Raw genomic sequence first — 15,470 nt, 5'->3', positions numbered from 1 at the left:
TTCACATCAGGCACGGTCGGCCACGCGTTCGCCCATGATGCCGGACGGACGCAGGGTCAGCACGATGATCAGCACGACGAAGGCAAAGATATCCTGGTAGTGGCTGCCCAGGAAGCCGCCCGTGATGTCGCCGATATAGCCGGCGCCCAGGCTCTCGATAATGCCCAGCAAGACACCGCCCAGCATGGCGCCGTAGATATTGCCGATGCCGCCCAGCACGGCCGCGCAAAAGGCTTTCAAGCCGGGGATGGCGCCCATGGAAAACTGGATGGACGCGTAATTGGCGCCCCACATCACGCCCGCCACGGCGGCCAGCGCGGCGCCGATGGCAAAGGTGGCGACGATGACCTTGTCGGAATCGACGCCCATGAGGCCCGCCACGCGGGGATTTTCCGCCGTGGCGCGCATGGCGCGGCCCATTTTCGTTTTTTCCACCAGCAACACCAATCCGCCCATCGACAGCGCGGCCAGGGCCAGCAGCAGCACTTGCGTTTGCGAAATCACGGCGCCCCCTATGTTGATGGGGTCCGTCGACAGCAATTGCGGGAAAGGCAAGGGATTGCGCGTCCAGATCATCATGGCGAAGGTTTGCAGCAGGATGGAAACGCCGATGGCGGTAATCAGGGGGGCGAGGCGGGGGGCGTTGCGCAGGCGGCGGTAGGCGACCCGCTCGATGATGATGTTGACCAGAATACAGATGGGAATGGCGCCGAGGATGGCGGTGGCCAGTTTCAAATAGCCGGGCCAGTCCGGTACATAAATGCCCAGCAGCTTGAGAATGCTCAAGCCCACCATGGCGCCGATCATGAGCACGTCGCCGTGGGCGAAGTTGATCAGATTCAAGACGCCATACACCATTGTGTAACCGAGGGCGACTAAGGCATACATGCTGCCCAACACCAAGCCGTTGATGATCTGCTGGATGAATGTATCCATGATTGCCCTATCAAATATGCATTTTTCGGGAACAACTTCCGCCAGAACATGGGTCGCTGATACAAAAACGGCACCGGAGGAAGAATTCCTGCAGTGCCATCCCTGGACCGTTCTCACCAGCATGGTGCACGCACTCAAAAAAGGCGTGACCTTGCTTAGTCATAACGACAACATATTCAAGCTTGAGGCAATCATAACGATCTTTTGCAAAAACTAAGCTTGGAATAAATCGATCATTTCCGAATTAAATTCGGTTTTGAGGTAACTATTTCACCGATACTCAATCGTCCTGCAGACTCAGGCGACGTCGCGCTTGAGGCCATCGAGGCCTTTCGGCATCGGGAACGTGACGGCTTCCTGCACGCCGTCGAGCGGGCGCACGCTCTTCACGCCGCACTCTTTCAAGCGGTCGATGACGGCTTGCACCAGCACCTCGGGCGCCGAGGCGCCGGCCGTCACACCCACGCGCAGCTTGCCTTCCAGCCAGGCGGGATCGATTTGCGAGGCATTGTCGACCATGTAGGCAGGCGTGCCCATCTTCTCGGCCACTTCGCGCAGGCGGTTCGAATTCGAGCTGTTCGGGCTGCCCACGACGATCACCACTTCCACTTGCGGGGCCATGAATTTCACGGCTTCCTGGCGGTTGGTGGTGGCGTAGCAGATGTCGCCTTTTTTCGGCTCGGCGATATTCGGATATTTCGCTTTCAAGGCCGCAATAATGTCGCTAGTGTCGTCAACTGACAACGTTGTTTGCGAAACATAGGCCAGGCTTTCCGGATTGGCAACTTGCAATTTCGCCACATCCTCGAGCGTTTCCACCAGATGCATGCCCATATCGGCCTGGCCCATCGTGCCTTCCACCTCGGGATGGCCATCGTGGCCGATCATGATGATCTCGCGGCCTTCGCGGCGCATCTTGCTCACTTCCATGTGCACCTTGGTGACCAGCGGGCAAGTCGCGTCAAAAATGCTCAGGCCGCGCGATTCCGCCTCGGCGCGCACGGCTTTCGACACGCCATGCGCGGAAAACACGAGCGTATTGCCTGCAGGCACGTCATCGAGGTCGTCGATGAAGATGGCGCCCTTGTTGCGCAAGTCGGCCACCACATAGGCGTTGTGGACGATTTCATGGCGCACATAGATCGGTGCGCCAAATTGCTGCAAGGCGCGCTCGACGATTTCGATCGCCCGGTCGACGCCAGCGCAAAAGCCGCGGGGCTGGGCCAGTAACAGTTCCTTATCCATCGCTACTCCTTACAGGACCGAGATGAGCTTGACTTCAAAACGCAGCGGCTGGCCAGCCAGCGGATGGTTGAAGTCGAACAGGGCCGAGTCCTCGCGCATTTCGCGCAGCACGCCGGCAAAGCGGCCGCCGCCCGGCGCGGCGAAATCGACCAGGTCGCCGATCTTGTAGTCGGCGCCCGGCACGGAGTTCTCGTCCAGGGTGGCGCGCGAGACGGACTGCACCAGCTCGGGATTGCGCTCGCCGAAACCTTCGCCGGCCGCCAGCTCGAACGTCTGGTGCGTGCCTTCAGGCAAGCCCAGCAAGCGCTGCTCGAGGAACGGCGCCAGCTGGCCCTGTCCCAGCATCAAGGTCGCGGGATTGCCGCTGAAGGTCGTGACAATGTCAGTACCGTCAACAGTGGCAAGACGATAATGCAGGGTGAGGTAAGCCGCTTCGGTGACGACTGCTGGTTGCTCGTTGGACATAGTAGTTTTCAAGTAACTGGTGCAAAACGATATTGTAAGCCACCCTGAGCCAGCGCGCCCCATGCCATCTCGGCGCGGCCATGCTTTTGTCAAAAAACATGGCCGCGCAACACATCCGACGTCGAATCGACGAATCAGACGTTGACGTACGTCAACCCGCCCGCCGTGCTGGCGTGATTGCCGAAGCCGGAGCTGTCTTCCAGGTTGCCGTCGAGCTTCCAGCGCCCTACGGGCCGGTGCACGATGCCATACTGGCCATAGTCATACACTTCCTTCGGCGTCAGCACGCGGTCGTACAGGATGACGTCCGACAACTGCCAGGCTGGCGCGCCCTGCTCCTGCGCATGCACGGCGCGGCCGATCACCAGCGGGGTGCCAGTGGCATTCAAGAATGGCGGCGCCATGTTTTGCAAACTCTGATACATGAGGAAATCATCCACATACAGGCTGATGCGTCCATCATGCTTCACAGTATAAGTACAGCGGAACCAGCGGTTGGGAATGTCCACCTTCAAGCCATGCCCATTGCTGTTGGCGCCCAGGCCATTGTCGCCAACGCCATTGAATAAATACAGGAACGTCTTGATATCCTGCGTCAGCAGCACCCATCCTTTCTTGTTCGCCTGATGTGCGATAAAAGCCTGCGCCAGAGCAACGGTCGAAGAGAAGTCCTGTTGCCGGATGCAATACGACAGCGAAAAATCCGCACTCTCGTAGCGCACGGACGACGGCACGGTGAGCAGCAGGCCAGGCTTGAATTGCAAGGTCTTCGTCACGCCGAAACAGGGCTTGGGCGGTGCCGGGCGCATGGCATCTTGGCCGCGCAAGGCGTCCCAGACAGCCTTGCGTTTGTTACTGTAGCCCGGCGTCTCCACCAGGTTCAAACCGGCGCGCTCCATGGTTTTCCCCGCATTCCAGGCCCAATAGCACGCCAGTTGCACGCCCGTACGGCGTATGGCGCTCAGCAAGGCATGCAGGTTGTCTTGCCGTTCGGTATCTTGCAACGCCGTTTCTTGCTCTTTCGACAAGCAAAAGCTGCCAAGGTAATACGGTTTGCCCAAGGCATGGGCAGCGCGCTGCATCACCTGCAGGTAGGCGAGCGAAGACGAGACGAAGTCGGCCGGCAGATCCGCACTGCTGTTCATGGCGCTGCTGACATATTCATTATTCAAGAACAGGTTTTCACAAATACAGTCGACAGGATCCGGATTTATCAATGGCAGGGTTTCCGCAATGTATTGTTCGAGGGTACCCTGGTGCGGTATGTAAGCGGGGATTCCTGCATTACCCGAGGAAATCATCCGCCCCAGGGCATCGTTGTCGCGCAGCGCTTGCGCCGTTTCCTGGATGATTTCGCGGGTGGTAGTCAAGTCTATCTTGGCAATGGCCATCAGTTCCTGTGCAGCCATCCAGGCGGCGATGCCGGCGTGGTTGCTGTAGCGCTGCGCAAACGCCTTGGCAAAGGCACGCATGTAGTGGCGTGTTTTCGATTGTGGATTGGCCAGTGCGGCGCGCGCGGCGGCATCGTGCTCGTCCGGCGTAGCTCCCGTAGCGCCCGCTTCCCCCACCAACTCCGGCACGGCAAAGGGATTCCAGAATGGACAGGCGATGATGCCGATGCCATTGGCCAGCGCATAGTCAAGCAGCGCCTGCACCGCTTTCCAATATTTATCCTGGATTCTCAGGTCCACGACCGTGTTGTCGGTGGCAAACCTCGGCGCGCCCACAACGTAGTCCCATACCTGATAGCCCGTACCGTCAGCCAGTTTGCCGTTGAATGGCGCCACCATCACCTGGATGTACTTGAAGCCGTTGGCCGCAAGATAAGGCAAATCGGTACTGTAATCAGGATGTTCCACTTCCGGCGCCAGCGGTGCGGTAGCGCTCCATTGACGGCGCTCCAGATACGCGTGCGCATTGAGGCCGATGCCGCTGACCTTGCCCGTGTTGACGCCGGCGGCGTTGAACTCTTGCATGACTCCATTGATAACTTTGATGTACGGCATGACGACTCCTGTAAAACAAGTGGAAGACATTGAGTTCAGGGCCCTGACTCCCCGCCGCTGCAACTTGCATGGAATGCAACGACAGGCAAATCATAGCGCTTGAAAATGGCCAGGCCGGGCATCTTGGTTTTTGTTTTTTTCATAGGATTCGCCATGAAGACGAGCTAGCGCAGCATGGCCGCCCGGGGAAGGCGCGACAATCATCGGCAGGCGCCACGACCAGCCGGGCGCGAACGGGAGGCAAGATGGGCATCAAGGATTGGCCGGCCGGCGAACGGCCGCGCGAACGCCTGATCGAAGATGGCGCGCAATCGCTGTCGGACGCGGAATTGCTGGCCGTCTTCCTGCGCACGGGCGTGCGCGGCAAGAGCGCCGTGGAACTGGCGCGCGACACGGTCGAGCACTTCGGTTCGCTGCGGGGCCTGTTTGGCGCCAGCCTCGTGAGCTTTTCCGCCGTGCACGGCATGGGCAGCGCCAAATTTGCCCAGTTGCAAGCAGTGCTGGAACTGGCGCGGCGCGCCATCATCGAAGACTTGCAGGCGGGCCAGACCCTCAATTCGCCGCACGCCGTCAAGGATTACCTGCGCCTGACCCTGGGCCACCTGGCGCATGAAGCATTCCACGTGTTGTTTTTGGACGTCAAGAACCGCCTGATCACGACCCAGGAAATGTTTCGCGGCACCCTCACCCACACCAGCGTATATCCGCGCGAAGTCGTCAAGCAGGCACTGCTGCACAACGCGGCCAGCGTCATGCTGGCGCACAACCACCCGTCCGGCGCGCCCGAGCCCAGCGAATCGGATCTATTGCTGACGCGCGCGCTGGTGCAAGCGTTGTCGCTGGTGGACGTGCGCATCCTCGACCATTTCGTCGTGGCCGGACGGCACGTGCATTCGTTCGCGGAACACGGCCAGATCTAGGCCGGGGCCGGCCAGGCGACAGTTAACCATGTGTAAACAAGGACATACGTCACTGCAGCGAGACGCTTATCTAACAGTAAACAGCGCTGTTTACCAGTGCCTTCCCCTATGAAGAAGGGGAAAAGTCAAATTGTTAAATTATTTCAATACAACATGACACAATTGTTTTTCGCAAGTCATTGATAAATCGGCTTATTTTGGATATACTCTCGTTTTTCCAATTTGGAATATCTTTAAGGAGTGCGCCATGGCACGTGTTTGCCAAGTCACTGGGAAGAAGCCGATGGTCGGCAACAATGTTTCCCATGCAAACAACAAAACCAAACGTCGTTTTTTGCCTAACTTGCAGAATCGTCGTATTTTTGTTGAATCTGAAAACCGCTGGGTCTCCCTGCGTTTGTCCAACGCCGGTCTGCGCGTCATCGATAAAGTCGGCATCGACGCCGTATTGGTCGATATGCGCGCTCGTGGCGAAAAAGTCTAATTAGCAGAATAAGGGAGCTATCATGGCAAAATCAGGCCGCGACAAAATCAAGTTAGAATCGACCGCCGGTACGGGTCACTTCTACACGACCACCAAAAACAAGCGTACGACGCCTGCGAAAATGGAGATCATGAAATTCGATCCTAAAGCACGCAAGCACGTAACGTACAAAGAAACCAAAATCAAGTAATTGATATTGTGTTCTGTAAAAAGAGCCGCTCCGATGAGCGGTTTTTTTTCGCCCTGATTTTCATCTCGCCGTTCTCCCCTTGTGTCGGGACGAAAAAAAGGCCCTGGAAACCAGGGCCTTGATATGACGCAACAGCTTACTCAGGCATAGCTGCGCAGGCGCAAGGAGAAATCTTGCAGCGACTTGATGCCCGACGCTTCGGCGCGCGTGCACCAGTCTTGCAGCTTTTGCAGCAATTGCTCACGCGTAAAATGCGAGCGTTCCCATATGGCACCCAGCTCCACGCGCATGTGGTGCATGGTTTCCAGCGCCTTGCTGTGCTGGAACAATTCCGACAGCTGTTCGTGGTGCGCATCGGCCAGCTTGCCCGGCTCGCGCTGCATCAGCTTGCGCGACGATTTCAGGAAGCGCTTTTCCAGTTCCGCCTTGTGCTTCAAGTGTTCCAGCTCTTCCTTCCAGGCATGCTTGATCGATTTCGCATACTTGGCCATCACATCGTAGCGGTTGGCGATGACCGATTGCAAGGTCTCGAAGTCCGCTTCCAGCTTGCCGTGCGAGAACTTCGGCTCCGGCGCCAGCTTTTTCACCTTGGCCAGGCCCAGCATTTCCAGCGCGCGGATGTACGCCCAGCCGATATCGATTTCATACCATTTCGACGACAGCTTGGCCGAAGTCGCATAGGTATGGTGATTGTTGTGCAACTCTTCGCCGCCGATCAGGATGCCGAACGGAATGATGTTGGTGGCCGCATCGGCGCAGTCGTAGTTGCGGTAGCCCCAGTAGTGGCCGATGCCGTTGATGATGCCGGCCGCCGTGATGGGGATCCACATCATTTGCACGGCCCACACGGAAATGCCGATCACGCCGAACAGGATGAAATTGATGACGAACAGCGACACCACGCCCAGCCAGCTGTACTTGGTGTACAGGTTGCGCTCGATCCAGTCCGTCGGCGTGCCGTGGCCATATTTCGCCATGGTTTCCATGTTCTTCGATTCAGCGCGGTACAGCTCGGCGCCTTCCCAGAAGACTTTCTTGATGCCGCGCGTCACGGGGCTGTGCGGATCTTCTTCCGTATCGCACTTGGCGTGGTGCTTGCGGTGGATGGCCGCCCATTCCTTGGTCACCTGGCCCGTCGTCAGCCACAGCCAGAAACGGAAGAAATGGCTGGGGATCGCATGCAATTCCAGCGCCCGGTGGGCCTGGTGGCGGTGCAGGTAAATCGTGACGCTGGCGATGGTGATATGCGTGACCACCATGGTGTACAGGAAAACTTGCCATGCGGACAGATCGGTAATGCCAGTTGCCATGAACTGCAAAACGTCGTGTAAAACGGAACTCAATGTCATTACTACTACTCCAAGTGGACAGGGCGTGCGCACGGTCGCTCCAGTGACTCTGGAGGTCCGGCAGAGTTAATTTTAGGCGTGATTGTACGCCCTAATGGGTGCGGTCAGGCAAAATCGGAGGCAGGCAGCGAGGTTAAGGCTGGGTGCCGGATGGGGCGGACTCACCCTCTGCCGCGCTGGCGAGCGGGGCAGGAGGCGTACCAACAATACGCAATTCGCGTTGCGGAAACGGTACAGTGACCTTATGTTCCTGCAAGGTGCGCCAGATGGCGCGGTTCACATTCGACTTCACGCCGCCGGTGCCGTTTTCCGGGTCCGCGATCCAGAAGCCGATCTGCACATCCAGGCCGTCGGCGCCGAAACGCACGAGGGTAGCCGATGGCGGATTGCTTTGCGACACACGCGGCACCTTGGCCGTCGCCGCTTCCAGCAAGGGGAAGATGACATCCAGATCCGTTTCATAGCCCACCGACACGGCCGTCGACAGCCAGACCATGCGGTTGCTCAGCGACATGTTCTGCACGCCGCCGGAAATCAGCATTTCATTCGGCACGATGGATTCAACGCCATCGCCACCCAATAACACAGTATAGCGCGTATTGATTTGCGTGACCTTGCCGGTGAATTGACCCACCGTAATCATGTCGCCGATGGTCAGGCTGCGGTCCAGCAAAATGATGAAACCGGACACGAAGTTCGCGGCGATCTTTTGCAAGCCAAAGCCCAGCGCCACGCCGAAGGCGCCGCCGAACACGGACAGCACCGTCAGGTCGATGCCCACCAGCGACAGGCTGACCAGTACGGAAACGAGGATCAGCACGGCGCGCCCCATGCGCGACAGCACCACGCGCAAGGAAGTGTGCAAGCCCTGCATTTTCATCAGGCGCTCGTCGAGCGAGGTACCGGCCCACATGGCCAGCACCAGCAGCACGGCCACGGAAATAGCGGCTTGCAAGATGGCAGCCACGGACACCTTGTTGCGACCCAGCGGCACGACGATGCTTTCCAGGAAGGTGTGCAATTCCGGCCACAGGCCCGTGATGTACAGGGCCATGCCGGCCCACACCACCACCGTGAATATCTTCTCCAGCAGCAACATGGTCGGGCTGATGTCGCCATGGCGGGCAAAAATGCGGCGCAGCACATAAAACCCGAAGCGCACCAGCGCCATCGACGTGCACAGGGGAATGGCAATACTGAGCAGGTTCACGGACTGGAACTTGGCCAGGAAATGCTGCGCAATGCCCAGCAGCATGGCCGCCAGCACGGGCGTCAGGATGCGGATGAAACTATCCGTGCGCTGCAAGGTTTCCGGCGTGGCCGGCACGGTGGCCGCTTCCGCCCGCTGATGCAGGAACACGCGCAACTGCCGCACCAGCAGCCAGCTCAGCGCCAGGCAGGCGACGATGACCAGCGCCTGCCACAGGATGGCCGGTTGACGGAAATCATCGACAAAGTCAGTGATCAGATTCAGCAGTGGGGTTTCATTCATGGCGGATGCGGTCCGGAAGGTGAGACGGGTGGGACGGAGGTGATACGGAGGGGCTAGGCCCATGCCGCCAGGCGGGCCGGCGGCATTGAAAACCGCCACTGCCAGGTGCAGCGGCGGCCCGTGACAGGCTTACTCGGCTTGTTCAGCGTCAGCGTCGTCGGCCGGTTTTTCATCGGCGTAGACTTTTTTCGGCATGACCTTGCGCTCGAACACGGCGGCGAAGAAGCCGTCGGTCTGGTGCAGGTGCGGCAACAATTTCAGGTAGTCGCCCATTTCCAGCTCGATCTTCTGTTCCGCCAGCACCTTGCTCATCGGTACCAGGGTGAAGTCCGGATGGGCGGCCAGGAATTGCTCGGCGATAAAGTCGTTTTCTTCGTTCAGGAAGCTGCAGGTGGCGTACACCAGGCGGCCGCCGCCCTTGACCAGGCGCGCCGCGCCGGCCAGGATGGCTGCCTGCTTGGCTTGCAATTCCACGATCGAGTTCGGCTGCTGGCGCCATTTCACGTCCGGATTGCGGCGCAGGGTGCCCAGGCCGCTGCATGGGGCGTCGACCAGCACGCGGTCGATCTTGCCAGCCAGGCGCTTGATCTTGGCATCGCGCTCATGCGCGATCTGCACCGGATGCACGTTCGACAGGCCGCTGCGGGCCATGCGCGGCTTCAGCTTGGCCAAACGCTTTTCCGACACGTCGAACGCGTACAAACGGCCCGTGTTGCGCATCAGCGCGCCCAATGCGAGGGTCTTGCCGCCCGCGCCGGCACAGAAATCGACGACCATCTCGCCGCGCTTGGCGCCGACGATCTGCGACAGGATCTGGCTGCCTTCATCCTGCACTTCGATGGCGCCGCTCTGGAACAATGGCAGGTTTTGCAACGATGGCTTCTTGATCACGCGCAAGCCCAGCGGGGCGTACGGCGTCGGCGTGCTGAGGATAGGCGCTTCGGCCAGGGCCAGCATCACGTCGTCGCGCGTGGCCTTGAGCGAGTTGACGCGCAAGTCCAGCGGCGCCGGCGCGTTCAGCGCATCGGCCAGCTTCATGGTTTCCGCTTCGCCGAACTGGGCGATCAGCTTGTCGAACAGCCAGGTCGGCATGTTGGCGCGCATGTTCGACGGCATCAGGCTGCGGTCGATCTGCGTAATGCGTTCCAGCCATTCCACTTCTTCTTCCGTCAGGCCGCCCAAGGAGTCGGCGCCGACGGCTTCGGCCAGGCCGAGGATGGTCAGGCGGCGCATGGTCGGGCCGCTGCCCGCTTCGGCGAAGTCCGTGAAGAACGATTTGTTGCGCAGGACGGCATAAATGCCTTCGGCGATGGCGCCGCGTTCGCGCGAACCGAGGCGCGGATGGTCGCGGAAATAGCGCGACAGGGTGGTGTCGGCCGGGGCCGTGAAACGTAAAATTTCGCGCAATACTTCTTCAGCATTGGCAAGTATCGCTGGTGGCAATCTCATTGTTATTCTTCCTGTAATATTTTATTGAGGGTCCACGCGGACCTGGCCATGCTCGACTGACAGTTTATCGTCAATGAACAGGCGGATGGCGCGCGGGTAAAGCAGATGTTCCTGTACCAGCACGCGCGCCGATAAGCTGTCTTCTGTGTCGCCTGGCAAGACTGGCACCACCGCGCTCGCCACGGCCGGGCCATGGTCAAGCTCGGCAGTCACGAAATGCACGGTCGCGCCGTGTTCCGTCACGCCCGCCTCGAGCGCCTGGCGGTGCGTCGCCATGCCCGGGAACAGCGGCAGCAGCGACGGGTGGATATTGAGCATGCGCCCCGCGTAATGCTCGACGAAGGGCGGCGTCAGGATGCGCATGAAACCGGCCAGCACGACCAGGTCGGGGGCGAAGCCGTCGATCACGGCTTGCAGCGCCGCATCGAACTGTTCGCGGCTGGCATAATCCTTGTTGGCAACGACTGCCGTCGCTATCCCGTGTTCCGCGGCAAAAACCAGTCCCTGGGCATCGGCCCGGTTACTGATGACGGCGGCAATACGGGCTGGCCATTGCTCGGCTTGCGCCGCGCGGACGACCGCTTCCATGTTGCTGCCGCGTCCGGAAATGAGGATAACGATATTTTTCATAGCGCGCATTGTACCCGCTATGGCGATGCGAATCTAGAAAGGCCGGTATTATTGTTGCGGCGCAACATGAGCGCCGGCGCGCCGCAGCCGCCCGGCGATGCCGGTTTTCACCTGCGCCGGAGGCCCGCTTGAGGGCGCTGCGGCAAGAGTAAGTATTTACTCAAACGAATAGAAGACGCGGAACGGGACTTTCTTCTCGGCCCAGTAGTCGGCCGCGTCGCGGAACACGTCGAGCAGGATCTCGCGCGCTTCCTTGTCGAATTTTTGCGTATTTGGCAATTGCTCGAGCACCACCAGGAAGCCCGTTTGCGTGCCCGCCTTGAACATGGTATCCGTCAGGCACAGGCGCAGGGCGTCGAAATTCTTCGCCAGGTTCTTCGGAAACAGGAATGCTTCTGCAATAATGCCGATGACTTGTTGTTTGGTCTGTCCAGCGTTGCAATGCGCATATAAAAAGTGCTGCCCGAGACGGATCGCCTCGTCTTGTAATTCGGTCACGCGAAAGGCACGGATGGACTGGACAAGGTTGGGCGGCACGGTTAGTAACAAACTCATTTTTCCCTCAAATCGACCTGTTATGTATGGATATCTTCTAGCTGCTCTTCTTATTGCATCCCCGCACGCGGGTCAATGCGCACGCGGTGATTCGATCTGTATCAACTTTTATGCGATTCAGTGCGATTTTATATAAGCCATACGCGTATTAGGGTAACGTGTTGTCCTGCATGAATCAACCCGAATATGATGTCAAACGCAAGATTTGTTACAAACCGCTGGTTTCAAGTCACTTCAACATCTTGTATCGATTGAAAGTGCATGTTACAGACTGTGGGGCAAGGGGCTTGGGCTGTTACATTTTGTTGCCACGCGAAACACTTGTCGCCGCCCGGCGGGATTACTATAGCCCCAAGTTGTAAAAAATACCCTGAAAGATTCTCTAGATAACGAGGTTACAAATGAACTTGCAAGCCAAATTGATGATGTCAGCCCTTTGTATCGGTGCATTGCCACTCGCCCAGGCCGCCGACTTTGAAGATTTCGGCAAGGTCGTGCGCGTCGTGCCGCAAGTGGAACAGATCAATCGTCCACGCCAGGAATGCCGTACGGAATACGTGCAAGTCCAGGCACCGCCGCAACAGCGCAGCGCTGGCGGCTCCATCGTCGGCGGTATCGCCGGCGCCCTGCTCGGCAGCCAGGTCGGCGGCGGCAATGGCCGCACGGCTGCGGCAGCCGCTGGCGCGATTGCCGGCGCCGTCGTCGGCGACCGTGTCGACAACCAGAACAACTACCAGGGCGGCATGCAGGAACAAGCCGTCAAGCAATGCCGTCAGGTCGACCACTGGGAATCGCGCAACAATGGCTACCAGGTCACCTACGACTACCGCGGCCGCAACTACACGAGCATCATGTCCTACGATCCGGGCGAACGCATCCGTTTGCGCGTCTCCATCGAGCCTGCGCAACAGTAACGCCTGACATAAGCTGCTGCGCGTCGGCATAGGTGGCCTGCGATGCTCACCGTACTGGAGTACGGTTGCGCTTCTCGGCCACCTCTGCCTTCCGCTCGCGACGCTTCTGTCAAGCGTTGTTACTCAGTACTAAAATGCCGGCCCCATGTCTTTCTCATGGGGCTGGCATTTTTTATGGCGCCCCGGCACGGGCTATAATGCGGCACACTTTCAGGCCGCCTTATGCTTATCAAACGAAAATCCATCGAACAAGTCGAATCCTCGCGCCCTGCGCGCAAGCCACGCTACGCCCCTGTCACCCTGTCGGAAATGGATGGCGTGCGCTATCTGCATTTCGGCACGGAATGGGTGCAGGGCGCCATGCGCATCCGCAAGCCGGACTGGCCGGAACTCGAATACGCGCAGCAGATGATGGCGTGGATGCTGTGGATCGAACAGCCGCAGCGCCTCGCCCAGCTGGGCCTGGGCACGGCCGCGCTGACCAAGTTCTGCTACCGCCAGTTCCCGCAGGCACAGGTCGAGGCCATCGAACTGAACCCGTCCGTCATCACCATCTGCGCCTCGATGTTCAAGCTGCCGCCCAACGACGAGCGCCTGCACGTGCGCGAGATGGATGCGCTCGACTACGTCAACGATGAGGCCAACCATGGCAGCCTGGACGCCCTGCAAGTGGACTTGTACGACGCCACGGCGCGCGGTCCCGTGCTCGACAGCGCCGAGTTCTATTCCGCCTGCTGCGCCTGCCTGGCGCCGCACGGCATCATGACGGTCAACCTGTTTGGCGACCACCCCAGCTATGCAAAGAACATCAAGGCGATGAAGTTTGCGTTCGAACAGGTGATCTGCCTGCCGGAAGTCCATGATGGGAACGTGGTGGCCATCGCTTTCAAGACGAAAGTGGCACTCGATGCCGAAGCGCAAGCCGCCCTGCTCGAGCGCGCCAAGCAGATCGTCGCCGAGACCAAGCTGCCCGCCAAGTCCTGGGTCAAGGGCATCGTCAGCACCCTGTAACCGCCGGCAAGTCCAGGCAAGGCCGGCAGCCCGGAAAGGCGCCGGCCATGCCCGCATCCCCTCCTTCTCCCGATACGCCGCTGCAACTGTCGCAACTGCTGGCCTGGCTGCAGGAAGACGGCTTGCTCGACGCGGCGCAAGCGGCCGCCATCGGCGCCCAGGCCGCCCTGCTGCCGGCGCCGGCCCTGCATCCGCTGTGCAGCATCGCCCACGGCGCGCTGACGCTCGACACCCTGTGCGCCTGGCTGGCGCAACGCGCAAGCCTGCCGTATGTGCGCATCGATCCCCTGCACATCGATTTCAGCCAGGTGGCCGACGTCATGACGGCCGGCTATGCGGCCCGCTTCAACATCCTGCCCGTGGAAAGCACGCCGGAGCGCATCGTCATCGCCACGGCCCAGCCGTACGCGCTCGCTTGGCAGGCACAGCTGGGCAAGCTGGCGCCGCGCAAGCTGAGCCTGGTCATCGCCAATCCGCTGCACATCGCCGATGCCATCGCGCAATTTTTCAGCCTGGCCAGTTCCGTCAAGGTGGCCCGGCAAGCCTCCACGCAAGACCTGGCGCTGCGCCAGAATGTCGAACAACTGGTGGAACTGGGGCGCAACAAGGGTAACCTGGACGCCAACGACCAGCACGTGGTGCGCATCGTCGACTGGCTGTGGCAATACGCGTTTGCCCAGCGCGCCTCCGACATCCATCTGGAACCGAAGCGCGACGCGGGCCTCGTGCGCCTGCGCATCGACGGCCGCCTGCACCAGGCCTACCAGCTGCCGCCCGTGGTCTTGCTGGCCATGACGGCGCGCATCAAGTTGCTCGGGCGCATGGACGTGGTGGAAAAGCGCCGCCCCCAGGATGGCCGCATCAAGACGCGCAATGCGCAGGGCCAGGAAATCGAGCTGCGTTTGTCGACCTTGCCCACGGCCTTCGGCGAAAAGCTCGTCATGCGCATCTTCGACCCGGAAGTGGCCGTCAAGAGCCTGGCCGAGCTGGGCTTCCCACCCGCGGACGCCGAACGCTGGCGCCAGCTGACGGCGCGCACGCACGGCATCGTGCTGGTGACGGGCCCGACCGGCTCGGGCAAGACCTGCACCCTGTACAGCACCCTGAAGGCGCTGGCCGGCAGCGAAGTCAATGTGTGCACGGTGGAAGACCCCATCGAAATGGTCGAACCGGCCTTCAACCAGATGCAGGTGCAAACCCAGGCCGGCATCGAACTGTCGTTTGCCGATGGCGTGCGGGCGCTGATGCGGCAAGATCCCGACATCATCATGGTGGGCGAGATCCGCGACCTGGCCACGGCCGAGATGGCCATCCAGGCGGCGCTGACGGGGCACCTGGTGCTGTCGACCCTGCACACCAATGACGCGCCCTCGGCCGTCATGCGCCTGCTGGAACTGGGCTTGCCCGCCTATCTGCTGGAAGCGTGCCTGGCCGGCGTGCTGGCGCAGCGCCTGTTGCGCTGCCTGTGCGCGGCCTGCAAGCAGCTGGACGCCGCCCCCGGCGCCGCTGCCTGGCAGCGCCTGACGGGCGGCCAGCTGGAACGGCCGGCCGCAGCGTACCGCCCCGTCGGCTGCGCCCTGTGCCGGCACAGCGGCTACCTGGGGCGGGCCGGCATCTATGAACTGCTGGGCGTGACGGAAACGTTCGGCCAGCTGGTCAAGGCGGGGGCCGACCTGCACGCGCTGCGCCGCCAGAGCCTGCTGGACGGCATGACGCCGCTGCGCATCGCCGGCGCGCGCAAGATCATCGATGGCACGACCAGTCTCGACGAAGTGCTGAAGCTCACGGCGGCCCTGCCGTGAGCCTCAGTACTTTCTCGCAGGA

At 60.3% G+C, this 15,470-nt stretch carries 15 protein-coding genes; 6 read left to right on the top strand and 9 right to left on the bottom strand.

What is annotated here, in order from left to right:
* Positions 1 to 6: 6 nt before the first annotated feature.
* From CLU94_RS19140 to CLU94_RS19120, 4 genes are all read right to left on the bottom strand, one after another.
* Positions 7 to 936, bottom strand: coding sequence for a branched-chain amino acid ABC transporter permease (locus tag CLU94_RS19140; protein WP_077407985.1), 930 nt, complete (start codon positions 934 to 936; stop codon positions 7 to 9).
* A gap of 297 nt (positions 937 to 1,233) precedes the next feature.
* A complete protein-coding gene (gene ispH / locus CLU94_RS19130; RefSeq protein ID WP_099666793.1) occupies positions 1,234 to 2,181 on the bottom strand; it encodes a 4-hydroxy-3-methylbut-2-enyl diphosphate reductase in 948 nt (315 codons plus the stop codon).
* A 9-nt stretch (positions 2,182 to 2,190) separates the two neighbouring features.
* Complete coding sequence (locus CLU94_RS19125; RefSeq protein WP_070224501.1) at positions 2,191 to 2,646, bottom strand: FKBP-type peptidyl-prolyl cis-trans isomerase; 456 nt, start codon at positions 2,644 to 2,646, stop codon at positions 2,191 to 2,193.
* 134 nt (positions 2,647 to 2,780) lie between these two features.
* Positions 2,781 to 4,652: a LamG-like jellyroll fold domain-containing protein gene (locus CLU94_RS19120; protein WP_099666792.1), complete on the bottom strand. Its 1,872-nt coding sequence runs from the start codon at positions 4,650 to 4,652 to the stop codon at positions 2,781 to 2,783.
* 245 nt (positions 4,653 to 4,897) lie between these two features.
* Between CLU94_RS19120 and radC the strand changes: the two genes are divergently transcribed.
* The 3 genes from radC (at position 4,898) to rpmG (ending at position 6,246) form a co-directional block, all read left to right on the top strand.
* On the top strand, positions 4,898 to 5,572 hold the full coding sequence (gene radC / locus CLU94_RS19115) for a RadC family protein (protein ID WP_099666791.1): 675 nt from the start codon (positions 4,898 to 4,900) through the stop codon (positions 5,570 to 5,572).
* 247 nt (positions 5,573 to 5,819) lie between these two features.
* Positions 5,820 to 6,056, top strand: a complete 237-nt coding sequence (rpmB, locus tag CLU94_RS19110; RefSeq protein ID WP_010400928.1) for a 50S ribosomal protein L28 — start codon at positions 5,820 to 5,822, stop codon at positions 6,054 to 6,056.
* 22 nt (positions 6,057 to 6,078) lie between these two features.
* Positions 6,079 to 6,246 carry a 50S ribosomal protein L33 gene (gene rpmG, locus CLU94_RS19105; RefSeq protein WP_010400929.1) on the top strand — a complete coding sequence of 56 codons (168 nt, stop codon included), beginning with the start codon at positions 6,079 to 6,081 and terminating at the stop codon, positions 6,244 to 6,246.
* A gap of 140 nt (positions 6,247 to 6,386) precedes the next feature.
* Here rpmG and CLU94_RS19100 read toward each other — a convergent pair whose 3' ends face one another.
* The 5 genes from CLU94_RS19100 to CLU94_RS19080 all read right to left on the bottom strand — a co-directional run bounded on the left by CLU94_RS19100 (position 6,387) and on the right by CLU94_RS19080 (position 11,721).
* The gene (locus CLU94_RS19100; RefSeq protein WP_369811458.1) at positions 6,387 to 7,556 is read right to left on the bottom strand and encodes a DesA family fatty acid desaturase; all 1,170 of its coding nucleotides are present in this window, start codon (positions 7,554 to 7,556) and stop codon (positions 6,387 to 6,389) included.
* A 172-nt stretch (positions 7,557 to 7,728) separates the two neighbouring features.
* Positions 7,729 to 9,087 carry a mechanosensitive ion channel family protein gene (locus CLU94_RS19095; protein WP_099666790.1) on the bottom strand — a complete coding sequence of 453 codons (1,359 nt, stop codon included), beginning with the start codon at positions 9,085 to 9,087 and terminating at the stop codon, positions 7,729 to 7,731.
* 129 nt (positions 9,088 to 9,216) lie between these two features.
* Positions 9,217 to 10,536, bottom strand: a complete 1,320-nt coding sequence (locus tag CLU94_RS19090) for an RsmB/NOP family class I SAM-dependent RNA methyltransferase (RefSeq protein WP_099666789.1) — start codon at positions 10,534 to 10,536, stop codon at positions 9,217 to 9,219.
* A gap of 21 nt (positions 10,537 to 10,557) precedes the next feature.
* Positions 10,558 to 11,166 carry a phosphoribosylglycinamide formyltransferase gene (gene purN, locus CLU94_RS19085; RefSeq protein WP_099666788.1) on the bottom strand — a complete coding sequence of 203 codons (609 nt, stop codon included), beginning with the start codon at positions 11,164 to 11,166 and terminating at the stop codon, positions 10,558 to 10,560.
* Between the two features lie 156 nt (positions 11,167 to 11,322).
* Positions 11,323 to 11,721 carry a barstar family protein gene (locus CLU94_RS19080; protein WP_034747450.1) on the bottom strand — a complete coding sequence of 133 codons (399 nt, stop codon included), beginning with the start codon at positions 11,719 to 11,721 and terminating at the stop codon, positions 11,323 to 11,325.
* Positions 11,722 to 12,122: 401 nt separating this feature from the next.
* Between CLU94_RS19080 and CLU94_RS19075 the strand changes: the two genes are divergently transcribed.
* The 3 genes from CLU94_RS19075 to CLU94_RS19065 all read left to right on the top strand — a co-directional run bounded on the left by CLU94_RS19075 (position 12,123) and on the right by CLU94_RS19065 (position 15,448).
* Positions 12,123 to 12,635: a glycine zipper 2TM domain-containing protein gene (locus tag CLU94_RS19075; RefSeq protein ID WP_034785134.1), complete on the top strand. Its 513-nt coding sequence runs from the start codon at positions 12,123 to 12,125 to the stop codon at positions 12,633 to 12,635.
* Between the two features lie 222 nt (positions 12,636 to 12,857).
* Positions 12,858 to 13,646 carry a spermidine synthase gene (locus tag CLU94_RS19070; protein WP_099666787.1) on the top strand — a complete coding sequence of 263 codons (789 nt, stop codon included), beginning with the start codon at positions 12,858 to 12,860 and terminating at the stop codon, positions 13,644 to 13,646.
* A gap of 47 nt (positions 13,647 to 13,693) precedes the next feature.
* Positions 13,694 to 15,448: a GspE/PulE family protein gene (locus CLU94_RS19065; protein ID WP_180278705.1), complete on the top strand. Its 1,755-nt coding sequence runs from the start codon at positions 13,694 to 13,696 to the stop codon at positions 15,446 to 15,448.
* Positions 15,449 to 15,470: the final 22 nt, after the last annotated feature.

This window comes from Janthinobacterium sp. 13, from assembly GCF_002749695.1.
Classification (GTDB): domain Bacteria; phylum Pseudomonadota; class Gammaproteobacteria; order Burkholderiales; family Burkholderiaceae_D; genus Janthinobacterium; species Janthinobacterium kumbetense.
The sequence above is the reverse complement of the archived record's forward strand: the minus strand, read 5'-3'. Positions and strand labels throughout refer to the sequence as shown.